This window comes from Allobosea sp. OK403 (assembly GCF_900113835.1).
Taxonomy (GTDB): Bacteria; Pseudomonadota; Alphaproteobacteria; order Rhizobiales; family Beijerinckiaceae; genus Allobosea.
Window position 1 is genome coordinate 1131994 of sequence record NZ_FOQV01000001.1, and the last position, 13723, is coordinate 1145716.

A 13723-nucleotide genomic window follows, 5' to 3' on the forward strand; every position below is an offset into this window, starting at 1 on the left:
CGCAGCCTCCCTCAGACCCGCGAGATCGCGTGGGCGGCGGCGATGATCAGGGAGGAGTAGCGTGTCACGACCTCCTCGCGGCTGTAGCGCGAACACGACACCGCGACATTCACAGCCCCTTCGGGCCGGCCGCGATGATCGAGGATCGGCGCCGCGATCGAGGCGTCGCCCAGATAGAACTCCTCGAAGGCTGTCGCGTAACCCTGCGCCCTCGCCTCCCGGATCTTGCTCGCCAGGCTCTCGCGCTGCCATGTCGTGGCGGGCGTATGGGGCCGCAGGTCGGAGCGATCGATGATCGCCAGCGCCTCGGCCTCGGGCAGCCGGGACAGCATCGCGATGCCAGGCGCCGTGCAATAGGCCGGCATCCGCGTGCCGATGATGACGTCCGTGTTCAGAACATGCCGGCTGAGGAAGCGCGAGACGAAGATGATCTCGGTGTCCTCGAGCATGGTCAGGTTGACCGTCTCCTCGGTCTCCTTGCTCAGATGCATCAGATAAGGCATCGCCCGATCGACCAACCGGCTGCTGCGGAAGAAATGGTAGCCGAGGTCGAGCGTCTTGGCGGTGAGCTCGAAGCGCTTGGTCTCGCTGTCCTTGCTCAGGAAGCCGAGCTTGACCAGCGTATGCGTGAAGCGCTGGGCCGCGCTCAGATCCATCCCGGTCACCGATGCGACCTGCGACAGGTTCAGCGTCGGATGCTGACGGCCGAAGGCCGAGAGCACCCGAAAGGCCTTCTCGACCGACATCACCATCAAGGCGTCGTCTTTCCTCTCGGCCTTATCGTCCGAGGTGGCGGCGCGTTTGCGGCCGGCCGGGCTCGCGTCAAGCGTGGACATGCAGGTCTTCTCCTTCCCCGGATCAATGGCTGCGACCACCCGGGTTGACAAGGTAACCTCATTGGCGTTGATTGAATAATAGAAATTATCGCATTGTAATAGAAATTCATCGGGAGACGGAATCCATGCAGGCATTCGTTCTAAGCGAGGTTCGCGGTCCGGTCGGGATTCTGACGCTGAACCGTCCTGAGGTGCTGAATGCGTGGAACGCACCGATGCGGGCGCGGCTGGTCGAGGCGCTCGATCAGCTCGAAGCCAACGAGGCGGTGCGCGCCATCGTCCTGACGGGCGCTGGCGACCGGGCTTTCGGGGCCGGCCAGGACCTGAACGAGACCAAGACCTTCGATCCCGACCGCGCCGAGCTCTGGATGGGCGAGTGGGAGCGCCTCTACGATCGGCTGCGCTCGCTCTCCAAGCCGCTCATCGCCGCGCTCAACGGCGTCGCGGCAGGATCGGCCTTCCAGGTCGCTTTGCTCTGCGACCTGCGCATCGGCCATGACGGCGTCACCATGGGCCAGCCGGAGATCAATTCCGGCATTGCCTCGGTGACCGGCCCCTGGATCATGCGCGAGATGATCGGGATCGCCCGCACCATCGACCTGACCCTGACCGGGCGGATGATGGATGCCGACGAATGCTTCCGGATCGGCCTGATCAACCGGATCGTGGCGAAGGAGAAGGTGATGGAGGCGGCTCTGGCACTCGCCACGGAGCTCGCCGGAAAGCCGCCTGTCGCGATGCGTCTCAACAAGGCCCGCTTCCGCGAGGTCACGGAGGAAAGCTTCCGCGAGTGCCTCAAGGCCGGCATCCGCAATCAGCGCGAGGCTTACGCCACCGGGGAACCCGCCCGCATGATGGAAGAATTCCTCGCAAAAAGAGCCGCGCGGAAGACAGCCTGAGCCTGACGTCACGATCACCCATGGGGAAATTGCGGAAAACCGCGTGAAGGGGAGATGTCTATGACCAGCAAGACAATGATTCCGAACCGACGCGACCTGCTTCAACTGGCAGGTGGCGCGGCCGCCGGTGCGATGCTCGCACCCGCCTTGATCGGGCGGGCCAATGCAGCGACCCAGATCACGGTCGCCGATCCGGGCGGACCTTTCGGTCCCGCCTTCCGCAAGGCCTTCTACGATCCCTACGAGAAGGCGACCGGCAACAAGGTCGTCAACGTCGCCCGTGAAGCGGAGCCGACCGCCCAGTTCAAGGCGATGGTCGAGACCAAATCCTACACATGGGACGTCTGCACGCTGACGCTGTCGGCGCGCGACATCCTGGCCTCCCAGAATCTGCTCGATCCGATCGGCTTCTCCCATGCCGACGTACCGCAATTGATGCCGGAGGCGATTTCGGACAACTTCATGGGAACGGACGTCTATTCGACCGTTCTGGCTTATCGCACCGACCGGGTGAAGAACGCGCCGACAAGCTGGGCCGATTTCTTCAACGTCGAGAAATTTCCGGGCCGCCGCGCCCTGCGCAAGAACCCGATCGACTCGATCGAACAGGCGCTGCTCGCCGACGGCGTGCCGCTCGACAAGCTCTACCCGCTCGATATCGAGCGCGCCTTCAAGGTGCTCGACAAGATCAAGCCGCATATCGCGGTCTGGTGGACCGGCGGCGCCCAGTCGACGCAATTGTTGCAGAGCGGCGAGGTCGACATGATCCCCGGCTGGAATGCGCGTTTCCAGGCCGCGATCGATGGCGGAACGCCAGCCAAGATCGTCTGGAACCAGGGCCTTTACTCGATCGAGGGCTGGGCCATGCCGAAGGGCGGTCCGCGCGCCGAGGCCGCGCGGCAGTTCATCAAGTTCTGCTCTTCGCCGCAGGCGCAGGCGGTCTACACCGAGATCCTGGCCTATGGGCCGACCAATCTCGACGCTTACAAGACAATTCCCGCCGACCGCGCCAAGTCGCTCCCGACCTCGCCGGACAACCTCAAGCTGATGGCGATCGCCAATGAGGCCTGGTGGAGCGCCAACCGTACCGCCGTGACCGAGCGATTCAACGCCTGGCTGCTGACCTGAGACCGGTGACTGTGGTGGCGATCCAGCCTCGCGGCGGCGAGAGGCCGCCCAAGCTCGTCGTCGAGGGGCTGTGCAAGCGCTATGGCGCGACCACGGCCCTCGAAGCGAGCTCGCTCAGCGTCGGCGAAGGCGAGTTCCTCACGCTGCTGGGTCCTTCGGGCTCCGGCAAGACGACATTGCTGCAGTTGATCTGCGGTCTCGTGGAGGCCAGCGAAGGCCGCGTGATCATCGACGGGCGCGACCAGTCGCGCACGCCGGTGCATCAGCGCGACATCGGGCTGGTGTTCCAGCACTACGCGCTGTTCCCCCATCTGACGGTCGCCGAGAATATCGCCTTTCCGCTCAAGATGCGCGGCCGGGCGGCAGCTGAGATCACCAGGCGCGTCACTGACACGCTCGAGATGGTCCATCTCGGCCATCTCGCCCAGCGCTTTCCGCGCGAATTATCGGGCGGACAGCAGCAGCGCGTCGCGCTCGCCCGCTGCTTCGTCTACCAGCCCTCGATCATCCTGATGGATGAGCCGCTGGGCGCGCTCGACAAGAAGCTGCGCGAGCACATGCAGATCGAGATCAAGCGGCTGCATCGAGAAAGCGGCGCGACCATCGTCTATGTCACGCATGACCAGGAGGAGGCGCTGGCGCTCTCCGACCGGATCTGCCTGATGAACCATGCCAGGATAGAGCAGCTCGGCACGCCGCGCGAGATCTATGAGCGGCCGCGCACGGCCTTCGCAGCCGACTTCATCGGCATTTCGAACATCTTCCGGGGCACGGCGACCGCCAATGGCGCGCTCGAAACCGCCCATGGCCTTTTCGCCCTGCCCGATGGCGCGCGTTGCGACGATGGCAAAGGCGCCCTGGTGATCCGCCCCGAGCATCTGCATCTCGGCACAGAGGCCGGCAACAGCGTCGCCGGGACGGTCAGCGAGATCGTCTATGCCGGCTCGGAGACACGGATCATCGCCAGACTCGATGACGGCGCCGCGCTCGTGCTGCGCCTCGGCCCCGGCGAAACGGTTCCCGGCCTCGACGAGCGCATCGTCGCCGGCTGGCAACGCGACAAGGCGGTGCTGGTGTCATGAGCGGCGCGATCGCAGCGAGGCAACATCGGACGGGTTGGCGGCTGCCGCGTCTCGGACCGCTCTGGCTCGCGCTGCCCGGCGTCATCTTCCTCGGCGTCTTCTTCGCCTATCCGGTCGCGCAGCTCCTGGGCCTGAGCCTCGTCGATCCCGCGACCGGCGCCTTCTCGACAGCCACCTATCAGCGCATCGCCGGCACGGATGTCTATCTGCGCGTGCTCGGCATCACCTTCCGCATCGCCGGCTACACGGCCCTGTATTCGCTCCTGATCGGCTATCCCCTGGCCTATTGGCTGGCGCGCCTGCCGGACATGTTCCGCGGCCGCATGCTGCTCTTCGTCATGGTGCCGTTCTGGACGAGCTATCTCGTCAAGACCTTTGCCTGGATGATCGTGCTCGGCCGCAGCGGCATCATCAATGCGCTGGCGACGGGCTCGGGGATCGTCGATCAGCCGCTGGCGCTGCTCCACAACGAGTTCGGCGTCATGGTCGGCATGGTTCACGCCATGGTGCCGCTGGCGGTGATGACGCTTCTGCCGGTCATGGCCGGCATCGATCGGCGCCTCGTCCAGGCGGCGCAGACGCTTGGGGCCTCGCCCGCTCACGCCTTCTGGCTGGTCTATTTCAAGCTCTCGCTGCCCGGCGTCGCCGCCGCGGGACTGCTCGTCTTCATCTCATCGCTCGGCTTCTTCATCGTGCCGGCCTTCCTCGGCGGTCGCCGCGAGACCATGCTGGCGCAGCTCATCATCACCCAGATCCAGGAGCTGCTGAACTGGCCCTTCGCGGGAGCCCTCGCGGCCATGATGCTAGCGACCGCGCTGATCTCCTGCTGGCTCTATGACCGGCTCTTCGGCCTCTCGACCATTGCGGGCGGCTCCGCACAGGTTAGCACAGGACGCATCCGCGATCTCGGCCTCGTCATCCTCGGCTGGATCGCGGCGCTGGCGGGCAAGCTCGCTGCGCTGACCCGCATGGTTCTCGGCAAGCGCGGCAGTGGCCTGCTCCTGCCGCTCTTCGCCTGGGTCACGATCGCCTTCCTCGTGGTACCGACGCTGCTCGTGATCCCGTTGGCCTTCACCTCCTCGCAATTCCTCGAATTTCCGCCCCCGGGCTATAGTCTGACCTGGTTCGAGACCTATTTCGCCTCACCGCTCTGGATCCAGGCGACGATCCGCTCCTTCCTCGTCGCCTTCGCCACCGCGGTCGCAGCGACGACGGTCGGCGGCTTCACGGCGCTGGCGCTGGCCAACAGCCGCACGCGCTGGGGCGGGCTTATCTTCGCTTTCTTTCTCGCGCCGATGATCGTGCCGCGCATCGTGATCGCGGTCGGGCTGTTCTATCTGTTTGCCCGGACGGGCCTGATCGCGACGGATCTGGGCCTCATCATCGGCCATACCGTGCTGGCGATCCCGTTCACGCTCGTCACCATCGCCGCCGTGCTCAAGAGCTACGACCAGCGCCTCGACCAGGCCGCCGCGACGCTCGGCGCCAATCGCCTGCGCACCCTGGTCGGTGTGACGATTCCCTTGGTGAAAGGCGGTTTGGTGGCCGCCTTCCTCTTCGCCTTCATCACCTCTTTCGACGAGCTGACGATCGCGATCTTCGTCAGCGGCGGCATCAAGACGACCCTGCCCAAGCAGATGTGGGACGACATGATCCTGCAGTTGAATCCGACCTTGGCGGCCGTCTCCGTGGTCGTCTTCGTGGTGGTCACAGTGATGCTCGTGACCGCAGAACGCTTCCGCCGCACGCCTTGAACCCGATTTGCGACGATCCAGAGAATCTCATGCCTTTCGATGATGACGGCTTTGTCGGCCTGCTGAACGAGCGCGCCCTGCGCGATCCCGACGGGACCTATGCCCGCTTCAACGGCGAGCCGGTGAGCTATGGCGCGCTCGACCGGCAGGCCTCGACCTTTGCCGCTCATCTGCGCGCAGCCGGCATAGCGCCCGGCGAGCGCGTCGCGGTGATGATGCGCAACAGCATCGCCGCGATCGCCTGCGTTTTCGGCCTGGCCAAGGCTGGCGTCGCCTGGGTTCCCGTCAACGCGCAGCAGCGCGGCGAAGGGTTGCGCTATCTGCTGAGCCATTCCAGCCCGCGGCTCGTCATCGTCGATGACGACCTCGCCGCGCTCGTCACCGAGGCGCTGCCCTCGAGCGATGCGCCCACGATCCTCATCCACGGACCGGCCGGCGGTCTCGATGCCATCCTCACCGAGACCAGCGCTTTCGACCAACCGCCGCCGGCGCCCGATGCGGTGTTCGCGATCATGTACACATCGGGCACCACGGGACGCCCCAAGGGCGTCATCGTCTCGCATCGCATGCTGCGGCTGGCGGCCGAGGGCGTCGGCCTCGTCTCCGCGGCGCAGGCGGGAGAGGTGCTGTTCGTCTGGGAGCCGCTCTATCATATCGGCGGAGCACAGCTCCTGCCCCTGCCGATGATCCGCGACGTCACGCTCGCCATGGTCGAGCGCTTCAGCGCCAGCCGTTTCTGGGCGCAGGTCAAGGCGGAGGGCGCGAGCCATATCCATTATCTCGGCGGCATCCTGCAGATCCTGCTGAAGCAGCCGCCCGGCCCGCTCGACCGCGATCATGGCGTCCGCATAGCCTGGGGCGGCGGCTGCCCGCCCGATATCTGGCCGCAATTCCAGCAGCGCTTCGGCGTCGAGATCCGCGAGTGCTACGGCATGACGGAAGCCTCCAGCATCACCACCTGCAACGACAGCGGCGTGGTGGGTTCGGTCGGCCGTTGTATGCCGTGGTTCGGCGTTGCACTGCTTGGCCCTGACGGCCACCCCGTACCCACCGGCGAGCGCGGCGAGATCATTGTCGAGACCACGCTGCCGGGCGCGCTCTTCCCGGGCTATCTCGACAATCCCGAGGCCACCGCAAAGGCGCTGCGCAATGGCAGGCTGCACACCGGCGATCTCGGCTCCTTCGACACCGACGGGAACCTCTATTTTCACGGCCGCATGACCGACAGCGTGCGTTGCCGCGGCGAGAACGTCTCGGCCTGGGAGGTCGAACATGTCGCCGCCGAGCACGAAGCGGTGGAAGACTGCGCCATGATCGGTGTCGCAGCCGATATTGGCGAGCAGGACATCAAATTATTCGTGAAGCCGCGCGAAGGCGCGCTTCTCGACCCCGCGACCCTGTCGGACTGGCTCGGCCGTCGGCTCGCCCCCTATCAGAACCCGCGCTATATCGCGCTGGTCGACGAGTTCGAGCGCACGGCAAGCCAGCGCATCATGAAGCACAAGCTGTCGCCCCGGCTCGATGATTGCTGGGACCGCGCCGCACTGGTGGAGCGTTGAGATGAACAGCTGCGATATCCTGATTTCGGGCACAGGCGGCTTCGCCGCCCGCATCGCCTTCGACATCGCCGCGACCGCGGAAGAGCCGGTGCATGTCACCATCGCCGGCCGCAACCAGGAGCGGCTGCGCTGGCTGCGCACTGCCGCCAACGCCCGCGCCGCCCTGTTCGGCAAACCGGCGCGCTTCGACACGCACGCGATCGACCTGCTGGCGCCCGACGCTGCCGACGCAGTGCTCGCAGCGACCGGTCCGCGCATCCTGGTGCAGGCCGCCTCGATCCAGACCTCGCAGGTCATCGCCCAGCGCGGCAATGCCTGGACGCGCCTTGTTGCCGAGGGTGGCCTGAGCGCGACCGCCGTCTTCCAGGCCCTGATCAGCGCCCGTGTCGCGGCGGCGATCACCCGCTCTGGCAAGCCGATCACGCTCGTGAACTGCAGCTTCCCGGATGTCGTCAACAGCATCATCACGGCGCTCGGCCACGATGTCGCCTGCGGCATGGGCAATGTCGCCATCCTGTCCAACGTCTTCGCCGGCTCGGCTTCCGTTCCGGCCGGCGCGGAGGTCAAGGTTCTCGCCCATTATCAAAACCTCGCGGCCTGGCGACGCCCTCCGGCTGAGCGGGGTGGAAGGCCGCCGCGCGTCTGGATCGACGGCCGCGAGGTCGACGACGTCTTCGCCCGCTTCGCGGATATCCAGCTGACACCCGAGCCGGTGATCGAGATTTCCGGCGCCAGCGGCGTGCCGATGCTGCTCGCCATGGCGGTAGGTCGGGAGTGGCGCGGCCATGTTCCGGGGCCGAACGGCCTGCCAGGCGGTTATCCCGTGCGATTGAGCGAGGGAACGCTGAGACTCGATCTGCCCACGGGACTCACCCAGGAGGAGGCGGTGGCCTGGAACGCGGCGTTCGAGCAGGAGAACGGTCTGGTGGTTTCACCGACTGGCGAGGCCCGCTTCAACGGCGTGCTGCGCGAGCAGCTAACGGCGCACCTGCCCGAGCTCGCAGCCGGCTTCTCGGTCAGCGAGCTGGAAAGCGTGTGCCAAACCCTGCTTGGCGTCAGAGATCGGCTTATGACTATGACTTCTGGCGATCACTAACAATGACCCCAGCGCGGTCGTCCAGCCGCTGCCGCCGCTTAGACCGCTCGAACTTGGGCAAGGCGCTTGATTGAGAACTCGTCGTCCCAGCAGACGGCGGCTTCCCATGCGGCCGATGCTTGCGCGGCGATGTCATGCACGACGCCATCGAGACCCGCAGCGTTGTGGGGCAGCACCAGATCGAGATCGGGGACGTCAACACGCGACTCGTCCCAGTCGATCAGCCCGACCCGACCTGCGGTCATGTGGATGTTGCGCGGGTTGGGGTCGCCGTGGACGACGCAGCTCGGACGTCCGACGAGCCGCGCCCACGCGGCTCGGCATCGAGCAACGCCCTCAGGCGGCATCGCCCCGAGGTTGATCCTCGTCCCGGTCTCGGCGTGCAGGAGGTCGGTCGACGATCGCCAGCCCGGACGCTGCGGCCAACCCGCCGTCAACCGATGCAGCCGGCGGAGCGTGTCGGCCACGCGACGCCAGTCGGCCTCCGTCTGAGGCGGTCCCCCCTCCACATATGTCATGACCACCAGACCGTCCGCGAACAGCTGGCCGTCTGCCGTCGGGATCGGCACCGGCACGGTCAGGCCTTCACGGTCGAGGTATTGGAGGAGCTCGGTCTCCCATGCGAGGTCAGCGTCGCTCCTCTTACCAAGACGACCGACCGCGAGGCGCCCGCGGACGCGCACGCTCCATACGTTGTTGGCGACCCCGCCAGCGAGTGGCTCGATGCGAGCTACGTCGTCACCCCATCGACTGAGTGCCTCCCATCCCATTAGCGACATCAAAGCCTCGATTTGGTGCGCCTGTAGATCGGGCCTCCCGGCAGATACCATCCAGCCTTTTTGCGCGGGGTTGACCTTTCATCACTTTGCCGGGCAGCGGAAATTGCAGCCGCGGCCAGAGGTAAACGCTCTAATTCGGTGCCTCGCCTTTCTTCGCTTCGCCTTGCGTGATGAGGCGGGCGCTGCGCTGCCCGCTGATATAGATCCACAGCCAGCTCAAGGCGACGGCCAGACGGTTGCGCAATCCGATCAGGAAGAAGATGTGAGCGATGCCCCACATCCACCAGGCGAAGCGGCCTTTCAGCTTGATCCAGCCGAAATCGACGATTGCCGCACGCTTGCCGATCGTCGCGAGATTGCCGGCGTTCTTGTAACGGAATGGCGGCGGCACGCTTGCGTCGCTCAACCGGGCCTTGATCACCGCGGCGACATAGCGTCCCTCCTGTTTGGCCGCCGGCGCGACGCCAGGGACGAGCTTTCCATCCACCCCGGCGACATGGGCGGTATCGCCGATCACAAAGATGTTCGGATATCCGGGGGCGGTGAGGTCGCCCTCCACAAGAACCCGCCCTGCCCGGTCGGCGGGCGCATTCAGCCAATCGGCCGCCGGCGAAGCCGCGACGCCCGCGGCCCACAAAATCGTCCTTGCCGGGAGAAACTCTTCGCCGAGCTCGACACCGTCCTCGCCGCATTTTGAGACGGCGTGCCCGAGCTTGATCTCGACCCCGAGACGCATCAGCGCCTGGTGGGCGTAAGCCGATAGATCCTCGCTGAAGCCGGAGAGGATGCGCGGGCCTGCTTCGATGAGAACGACGCGTGCGCTGCGCGTGTCAAAATTGCGGAAATCACCGTGCAACGTATCTCGGGCGAGCTCGGCGATCGTGCCGGCGAGTTCCACGCCGGTCGGGCCTGCGCCGATGATCACGAAGGTCAGGAATGTGGCGCGCCGGGCTTCGTCTGTTTCCCACTCCGCCTGCTCGAAGGCCGACAGGATGCGACGCCTGATCTTGGTTGCATCCTCGAGGGTTTTCAGGCCAGGCGCATGGGGCTCCCATTCATCGTGGCCGAAATAGGCATGGCGCGCGCCGGTCGCCAGAATCAGGGTGTCGAAAGCGATCGGCGGCTCACCGTCCAGCAAGACCTCTTTCTCGCCGCGCTTCACGCCCACGACGCTCCCCAGCAGCGTCGTGACGTTCCTGTGGCTGTGCAGCAAAGCGCGGATCGGCCAGGCGATCTCCGATGTCGCGAGCGAAGCAACCGCCACCTGGTAGAGCAGAGGCTGGAACAGGTGATGGTTGCGCCGGTCGATGACCGTCATGCGCACCGGAGCGCCCGCGAGGTCGCGCGCCGCTTCGAGACCGCCGAAACCGGCCCCGACGATGACGACATGATGTGCGGACGGAGCAGTCATGGGCTCACTGGCGCCAGGACGACAGCGGCTTCCGACGTCAGCATCCGAAACGTGAAAGTCTCCTGCAGATAGAGCTCAACCATCGTGCTGGAGTGGCTGAGATAACCGATCGAGATATCCTGACCGATATCGAGCTCGAAATCGCCGCCGCGGGTCGTCAGCACGAAGCCACCTTCGATCGCCGGCGCCCAGATGATCCCTCCATCCGCGACACGCTCGATGTGATGGAGGAGCGGATAGCCCTCATCGCTACCTCCGCTCGCAGCGGTGTAAGCCTCGGCACCCAGCACGAGCGCATAAGGGCCATTGACCCCGGCAAGCCGCAACCGACTGACCGCTTGCGCGACAGCGTCCGGATACCCCCCGATCTTGGAAGGAAACGGTACGACCCGATTGCTGCTGCCTTCGCGAATGCCCTGAATACCCGCCGCGGCATATCCATCGAAAACGGAGCGATCCTCGGCAAATGCAATCTTGCGCGCCGCTTCCTTCACGGGCGACCAGTCGGAGTCCATTGCGCCGCGCTCGACGGCGTCAATGGCCTGACGCGTCAATTCGAAGGGCACGCGCAGCTCAACCAAGGCTTTGACCTCGCGCTGCGCCGATTGAACGCCCTCGGCCAACCCTTCGATCTGTTTGAGATGCCCCGTCCCGACGGCCGAGAGTTCGAGCCCCTTCGGGCCGATCACATCCACGACACGCCGCGCCGCCAAATGACGCTTGAGGGTGCGCGACGCCTCCTCCTCGATCTGCCCCCAGGCGCTATCGGAGATGGGAGCCAGTTCCCGGTGCAGATTATTCATGTCCCACCTCGTTTTTCAGAGAGCCAATGCCAAGCGAACCGTCGCCTGCGGACACATGCGGTCGAGCCGTGTCCGCCACTTTCGATTCTTGCGAGATCGCAGCGGCAAGCGGCGGAGCGGCATTCTCCGCCACGACATCGTCCAGGAAGGTCACTGAGGGCACGAAGAACAGCGTCCCGGTCACCGCGCGGCTGAAGTCGAGCAGCCGATCGTAGTTTCCCGGGGGCCGGCCAATGAACATGTTCTCGAGCATCTGCTCGATCCTGCGCGGAGAGCGCGCATAACCGATGAAATAGGTGCCGAACTCCGCGGTTCCGGCATTGCCGAAGGGCATGTTGTCGCGAACGACCTCGAGCGGCTTTCCGTCCTCGTCGATCGACGTCAAGACATTGTGCGCATAGGGTTTCTTCACGGCATCGGCCTGCTCGATGTCGGAGAGCTTGTATCGGCCGACGATGTTCTCCTGCTCCTCGACCGGCACCTTGTTCCAGCGCGTCAGGTCATGCAGATACTTCTGCACGATCACGTAGCTGCCGCCGGCGAAGCCTGGGTCTTCATCACCGATCACGGCAGCGTCGACCGCATCCTGATCCACCGGATTCTCGGTTCCGTCGACGAAGCCGATCAGGTCGCGGTCGTCGAAATATTTGAAGCCGTGCACCTCGTCGACGGTCGTCACCGCGCCTTCGAGCCGCGCCATGAGCTGCGTCGCCAGCTCGAAGCACAGATCCATTCGCGTGGATCGGATGTGGAACAGGATATCGCCAGGCGTCGAGACGGCGTGATGCTGGCCACAGATCTCGCGGAACGGATGCAATTCCTTGGGTCTCGGGGTCCCAAAGAGCCGATCCCATGCGTCGGAGCCGAATGCCATGACACATGACAACCGCCCCTCGAGATCGCGGAAGCCGACGGCGCGCAGGAGCCCGGACAGGTCGGCGCACAAACCCCGCACGGTCACGTCTTGCTCCGCTCCTGGCCTGATCGTCACGACGAGAAATATGGCAGCCCGGGTCAACCTTGCCACGACTGGCTGTGACAGGACGGCGGGTACGCTTGAGTCCATCATCGATCCGTTCAAGGCCATTTATTCAAACCCCAGCGGATCACAGAATCCGCGGAAAAGAGAGTTGAACCGTCACCAGCTTCTTCAGATTGATGTAGAGATCGTATCCTTGCGTCGATCAACTCTCCCAGGTTGAAAACCGTCGCCGCAGCCGCCGTGGTTCGCGGCGCTTCTGGCAACGCGATGGCCGTGTTTCACCAAGGCGACAGGCGCCTCCACCGCGCTATGTCGCCATTTCAACAATGGTCGAGGCAGCCGATGCGACTGCCTCGAGAGGCATCAGAGATCCACCGGCCGCCTGGAGTTTTCCTCCTCCAGGGTCACAGCGATATCCGCATTCGCGGAGAGGCGAACCTTGTTCCCCTCGACGCCAGCCACGAAGCCGGCCTCGATGTAATGATGATGGCCCTCATGCTTCCCGTAGCTGTCGCTCATCTTGAGCTTGATGCGGCCACCCTCGATGCGATCGACCGTCCCGACATGCACACCGTCGGCCCCGATGACCTCCATGTTCTCCTTGACGCTGTCTTTCATCGCGAGCTTCTCCTTGCTGAGTTTTGGTCGATCATGAAGCCGCACCGGACATGCGTAGCCGCGGGGGGAAACGCGTCGATCGGCGCGAGCAAGACTGTAACCCCCAGCCGGTCAGGCCAGTTCCAACTCATCTTTGTCGGCGATCTCGGGCTTCTTTCCGTTGAAGGTCAAACCGTGCGTGCCAGCCGAGATCTTCACGGTCGAACCGTCGCGCACATCGCCTGCAAGGACCATCCCGGCCAATGCTCTTCGGCTGGGCGCGATGAGGCGCACCATCGGGCGCGAGCTATTGGCGCCTCTAGGAAACCACCCGACCCGATGTGGGATGTCTATCGCTGTCGTTTCAGGCATGGCTTGGAAAGGGGGCTCCGATCCGTCAGGTCGGGACCCGCTCAGCGACTGCATGCGGCCAGCCTGGGATGGCGTTGTTTCACGCGATCTTGCTGGGCGAGCCGGAACGAAAACGGCCCCGCATCACTGCGGAGCCGCCTTCCATCGGGAACTATGGGTGGACAGCGAGGCCGGAACGCGTCTGGGCAAGAACACTATCAGTTCGGTCGCATCAGGCATCCAAGTGGGAAGGCGACCTCTCCCGCCCGTCGCTCATAGTCCCGGCAAGAAGGCACAAGGCCATCCAGCCCGGGGCCGGGAGATGCGCGTCGCCGACGTCATGCCCCTTCCCATCCGTTGCTGTGTTGGCGCTCGGCGCTGATTGGATCGCGCGCGGCTGCCCAGGCCAGCTGGAGACACTGGGCGCCTCGCCGAACGCCGAATGT

At 65.0% G+C, this 13723-nt stretch carries 13 protein-coding genes; 6 read left to right on the forward strand and 7 right to left on the reverse strand.

The genetic code is table 11. From position 1 onward, the window contains the following. Positions 1-11 precede the first annotated feature (11 nt). Positions 12-836: an IclR family transcriptional regulator gene (locus tag BMZ97_RS04960; RefSeq protein WP_244546233.1), complete on the reverse strand. Its 825-nt coding sequence runs from the start codon at positions 834-836 to the stop codon at positions 12-14. 125 nt (positions 837-961) lie between these two features. Between BMZ97_RS04960 and BMZ97_RS04965 the strand changes: the two genes are divergently transcribed. The 6 genes from BMZ97_RS04965 to BMZ97_RS04990 are packed head-to-tail and all read left to right on the forward strand — an operon-like array spanning position 962 to position 8354. After that, the gene (locus tag BMZ97_RS04965; protein WP_092166061.1) at positions 962-1735 is read left to right on the forward strand and encodes an enoyl-CoA hydratase/isomerase family protein; all 774 of its coding nucleotides are present in this window, start codon (positions 962-964) and stop codon (positions 1733-1735) included. Between the two features lie 60 nt (positions 1736-1795). Continuing rightward, positions 1796-2863 carry an ABC transporter substrate-binding protein gene (locus BMZ97_RS04970; RefSeq protein WP_210188208.1) on the forward strand — a complete coding sequence of 356 codons (1068 nt, stop codon included), beginning with the start codon at positions 1796-1798 and terminating at the stop codon, positions 2861-2863. A gap of 14 nt (positions 2864-2877) precedes the next feature. Further along, the gene (locus BMZ97_RS04975) at positions 2878-3945 is read left to right on the forward strand and encodes an ABC transporter ATP-binding protein (RefSeq protein ID WP_244546234.1); all 1068 of its coding nucleotides are present in this window, start codon (positions 2878-2880) and stop codon (positions 3943-3945) included. Continuing rightward, the gene (locus BMZ97_RS04980; RefSeq protein ID WP_092166063.1) at positions 3942-5699 is read left to right on the forward strand and encodes an ABC transporter permease subunit; all 1758 of its coding nucleotides are present in this window, start codon (positions 3942-3944) and stop codon (positions 5697-5699) included. The genes BMZ97_RS04975 and BMZ97_RS04980 overlap by 4 nt, the downstream gene beginning before the upstream one ends. Positions 5700-5728: 29 nt before the next feature. After that, positions 5729-7258 carry an AMP-binding protein gene (locus BMZ97_RS04985; RefSeq protein ID WP_092166064.1) on the forward strand — a complete coding sequence of 510 codons (1530 nt, stop codon included), beginning with the start codon at positions 5729-5731 and terminating at the stop codon, positions 7256-7258. Position 7259: 1 nt separating this feature from the next. Next, positions 7260-8354, forward strand: coding sequence for a hypothetical protein (locus tag BMZ97_RS04990; protein WP_092166065.1), 1095 nt, complete (start codon positions 7260-7262; stop codon positions 8352-8354). 38 nt (positions 8355-8392) lie between these two features. Here the strand turns inward: BMZ97_RS04990 and BMZ97_RS04995 are convergent, their stop codons facing one another. The 6 genes from BMZ97_RS04995 to BMZ97_RS31160 all read right to left on the reverse strand — a co-directional run bounded on the left by BMZ97_RS04995 (position 8393) and on the right by BMZ97_RS31160 (position 13223). Further along, positions 8393-9124 carry a phosphotransferase enzyme family protein gene (locus BMZ97_RS04995; protein WP_092166643.1) on the reverse strand — a complete coding sequence of 244 codons (732 nt, stop codon included), beginning with the start codon at positions 9122-9124 and terminating at the stop codon, positions 8393-8395. A gap of 139 nt (positions 9125-9263) precedes the next feature. Then, positions 9264-10544, reverse strand: a complete 1281-nt coding sequence (locus tag BMZ97_RS05000; protein WP_092166067.1) for an NAD(P)/FAD-dependent oxidoreductase — start codon at positions 10542-10544, stop codon at positions 9264-9266. Continuing rightward, complete coding sequence (locus BMZ97_RS05005; protein ID WP_092166069.1) at positions 10541-11347, reverse strand: family 1 encapsulin nanocompartment shell protein; 807 nt, start codon at positions 11345-11347, stop codon at positions 10541-10543. The genes BMZ97_RS05000 and BMZ97_RS05005 overlap by 4 nt, the downstream gene beginning before the upstream one ends. After that, positions 11340-12413, reverse strand: a complete 1074-nt coding sequence (locus BMZ97_RS05010) for a Dyp-type peroxidase (RefSeq protein ID WP_092166645.1) — start codon at positions 12411-12413, stop codon at positions 11340-11342. The genes BMZ97_RS05005 and BMZ97_RS05010 overlap by 8 nt, the downstream gene beginning before the upstream one ends. A gap of 279 nt (positions 12414-12692) precedes the next feature. Continuing rightward, positions 12693-12947: a DUF2171 domain-containing protein gene (locus tag BMZ97_RS05015; RefSeq protein ID WP_092166071.1), complete on the reverse strand. Its 255-nt coding sequence runs from the start codon at positions 12945-12947 to the stop codon at positions 12693-12695. Between the two features lie 111 nt (positions 12948-13058). Further along, complete coding sequence (locus BMZ97_RS31160; RefSeq protein ID WP_175525428.1) at positions 13059-13223, reverse strand: hypothetical protein; 165 nt, start codon at positions 13221-13223, stop codon at positions 13059-13061. Positions 13224-13723: the final 500 nt, after the last annotated feature.

Excerpts from the sequence above, each read along its gene's own strand:
- BMZ97_RS04960 (WP_244546233.1), bottom strand. The coding sequence starts at position 836 with ATGTCCACGCTTGACGCGAGCCCGGCCGGCCGCAAACGCGCCGCCACC.
- BMZ97_RS04965 (WP_092166061.1), top strand. The coding sequence starts at position 962 with ATGCAGGCATTCGTTCTAAGCGAGGTTCGCGGTCCGGTCGGGATTCTG.
- BMZ97_RS04970 (WP_210188208.1), top strand. The coding sequence starts at position 1,796 with ATGACCAGCAAGACAATGATTCCGAACCGACGCGACCTGCTTCAACTG.
- BMZ97_RS04980 (WP_092166063.1), top strand. The coding sequence starts at position 3,942 with ATGAGCGGCGCGATCGCAGCGAGGCAACATCGGACGGGTTGGCGGCTG.
- BMZ97_RS04985 (WP_092166064.1), top strand. The coding sequence starts at position 5,729 with ATGCCTTTCGATGATGACGGCTTTGTCGGCCTGCTGAACGAGCGCGCC.
- BMZ97_RS04990 (WP_092166065.1), top strand. The coding sequence starts at position 7,260 with ATGAACAGCTGCGATATCCTGATTTCGGGCACAGGCGGCTTCGCCGCC.
- BMZ97_RS04995 (WP_092166643.1), bottom strand. The coding sequence starts at position 9,124 with ATGGGATGGGAGGCACTCAGTCGATGGGGTGACGACGTAGCTCGCATC.
- BMZ97_RS05000 (WP_092166067.1), bottom strand. The coding sequence starts at position 10,544 with ATGACTGCTCCGTCCGCACATCATGTCGTCATCGTCGGGGCCGGTTTC.
- BMZ97_RS05005 (WP_092166069.1), bottom strand. The coding sequence starts at position 11,347 with ATGAATAATCTGCACCGGGAACTGGCTCCCATCTCCGATAGCGCCTGG.
- BMZ97_RS05010 (WP_092166645.1), bottom strand. The coding sequence starts at position 12,413 with ATGGACTCAAGCGTACCCGCCGTCCTGTCACAGCCAGTCGTGGCAAGG.
- BMZ97_RS05015 (WP_092166071.1), bottom strand. The coding sequence starts at position 12,947 with ATGAAAGACAGCGTCAAGGAGAACATGGAGGTCATCGGGGCCGACGGT.
- BMZ97_RS31160 (WP_175525428.1), bottom strand. The coding sequence starts at position 13,223 with ATGGTGCGCCTCATCGCGCCCAGCCGAAGAGCATTGGCCGGGATGGTC.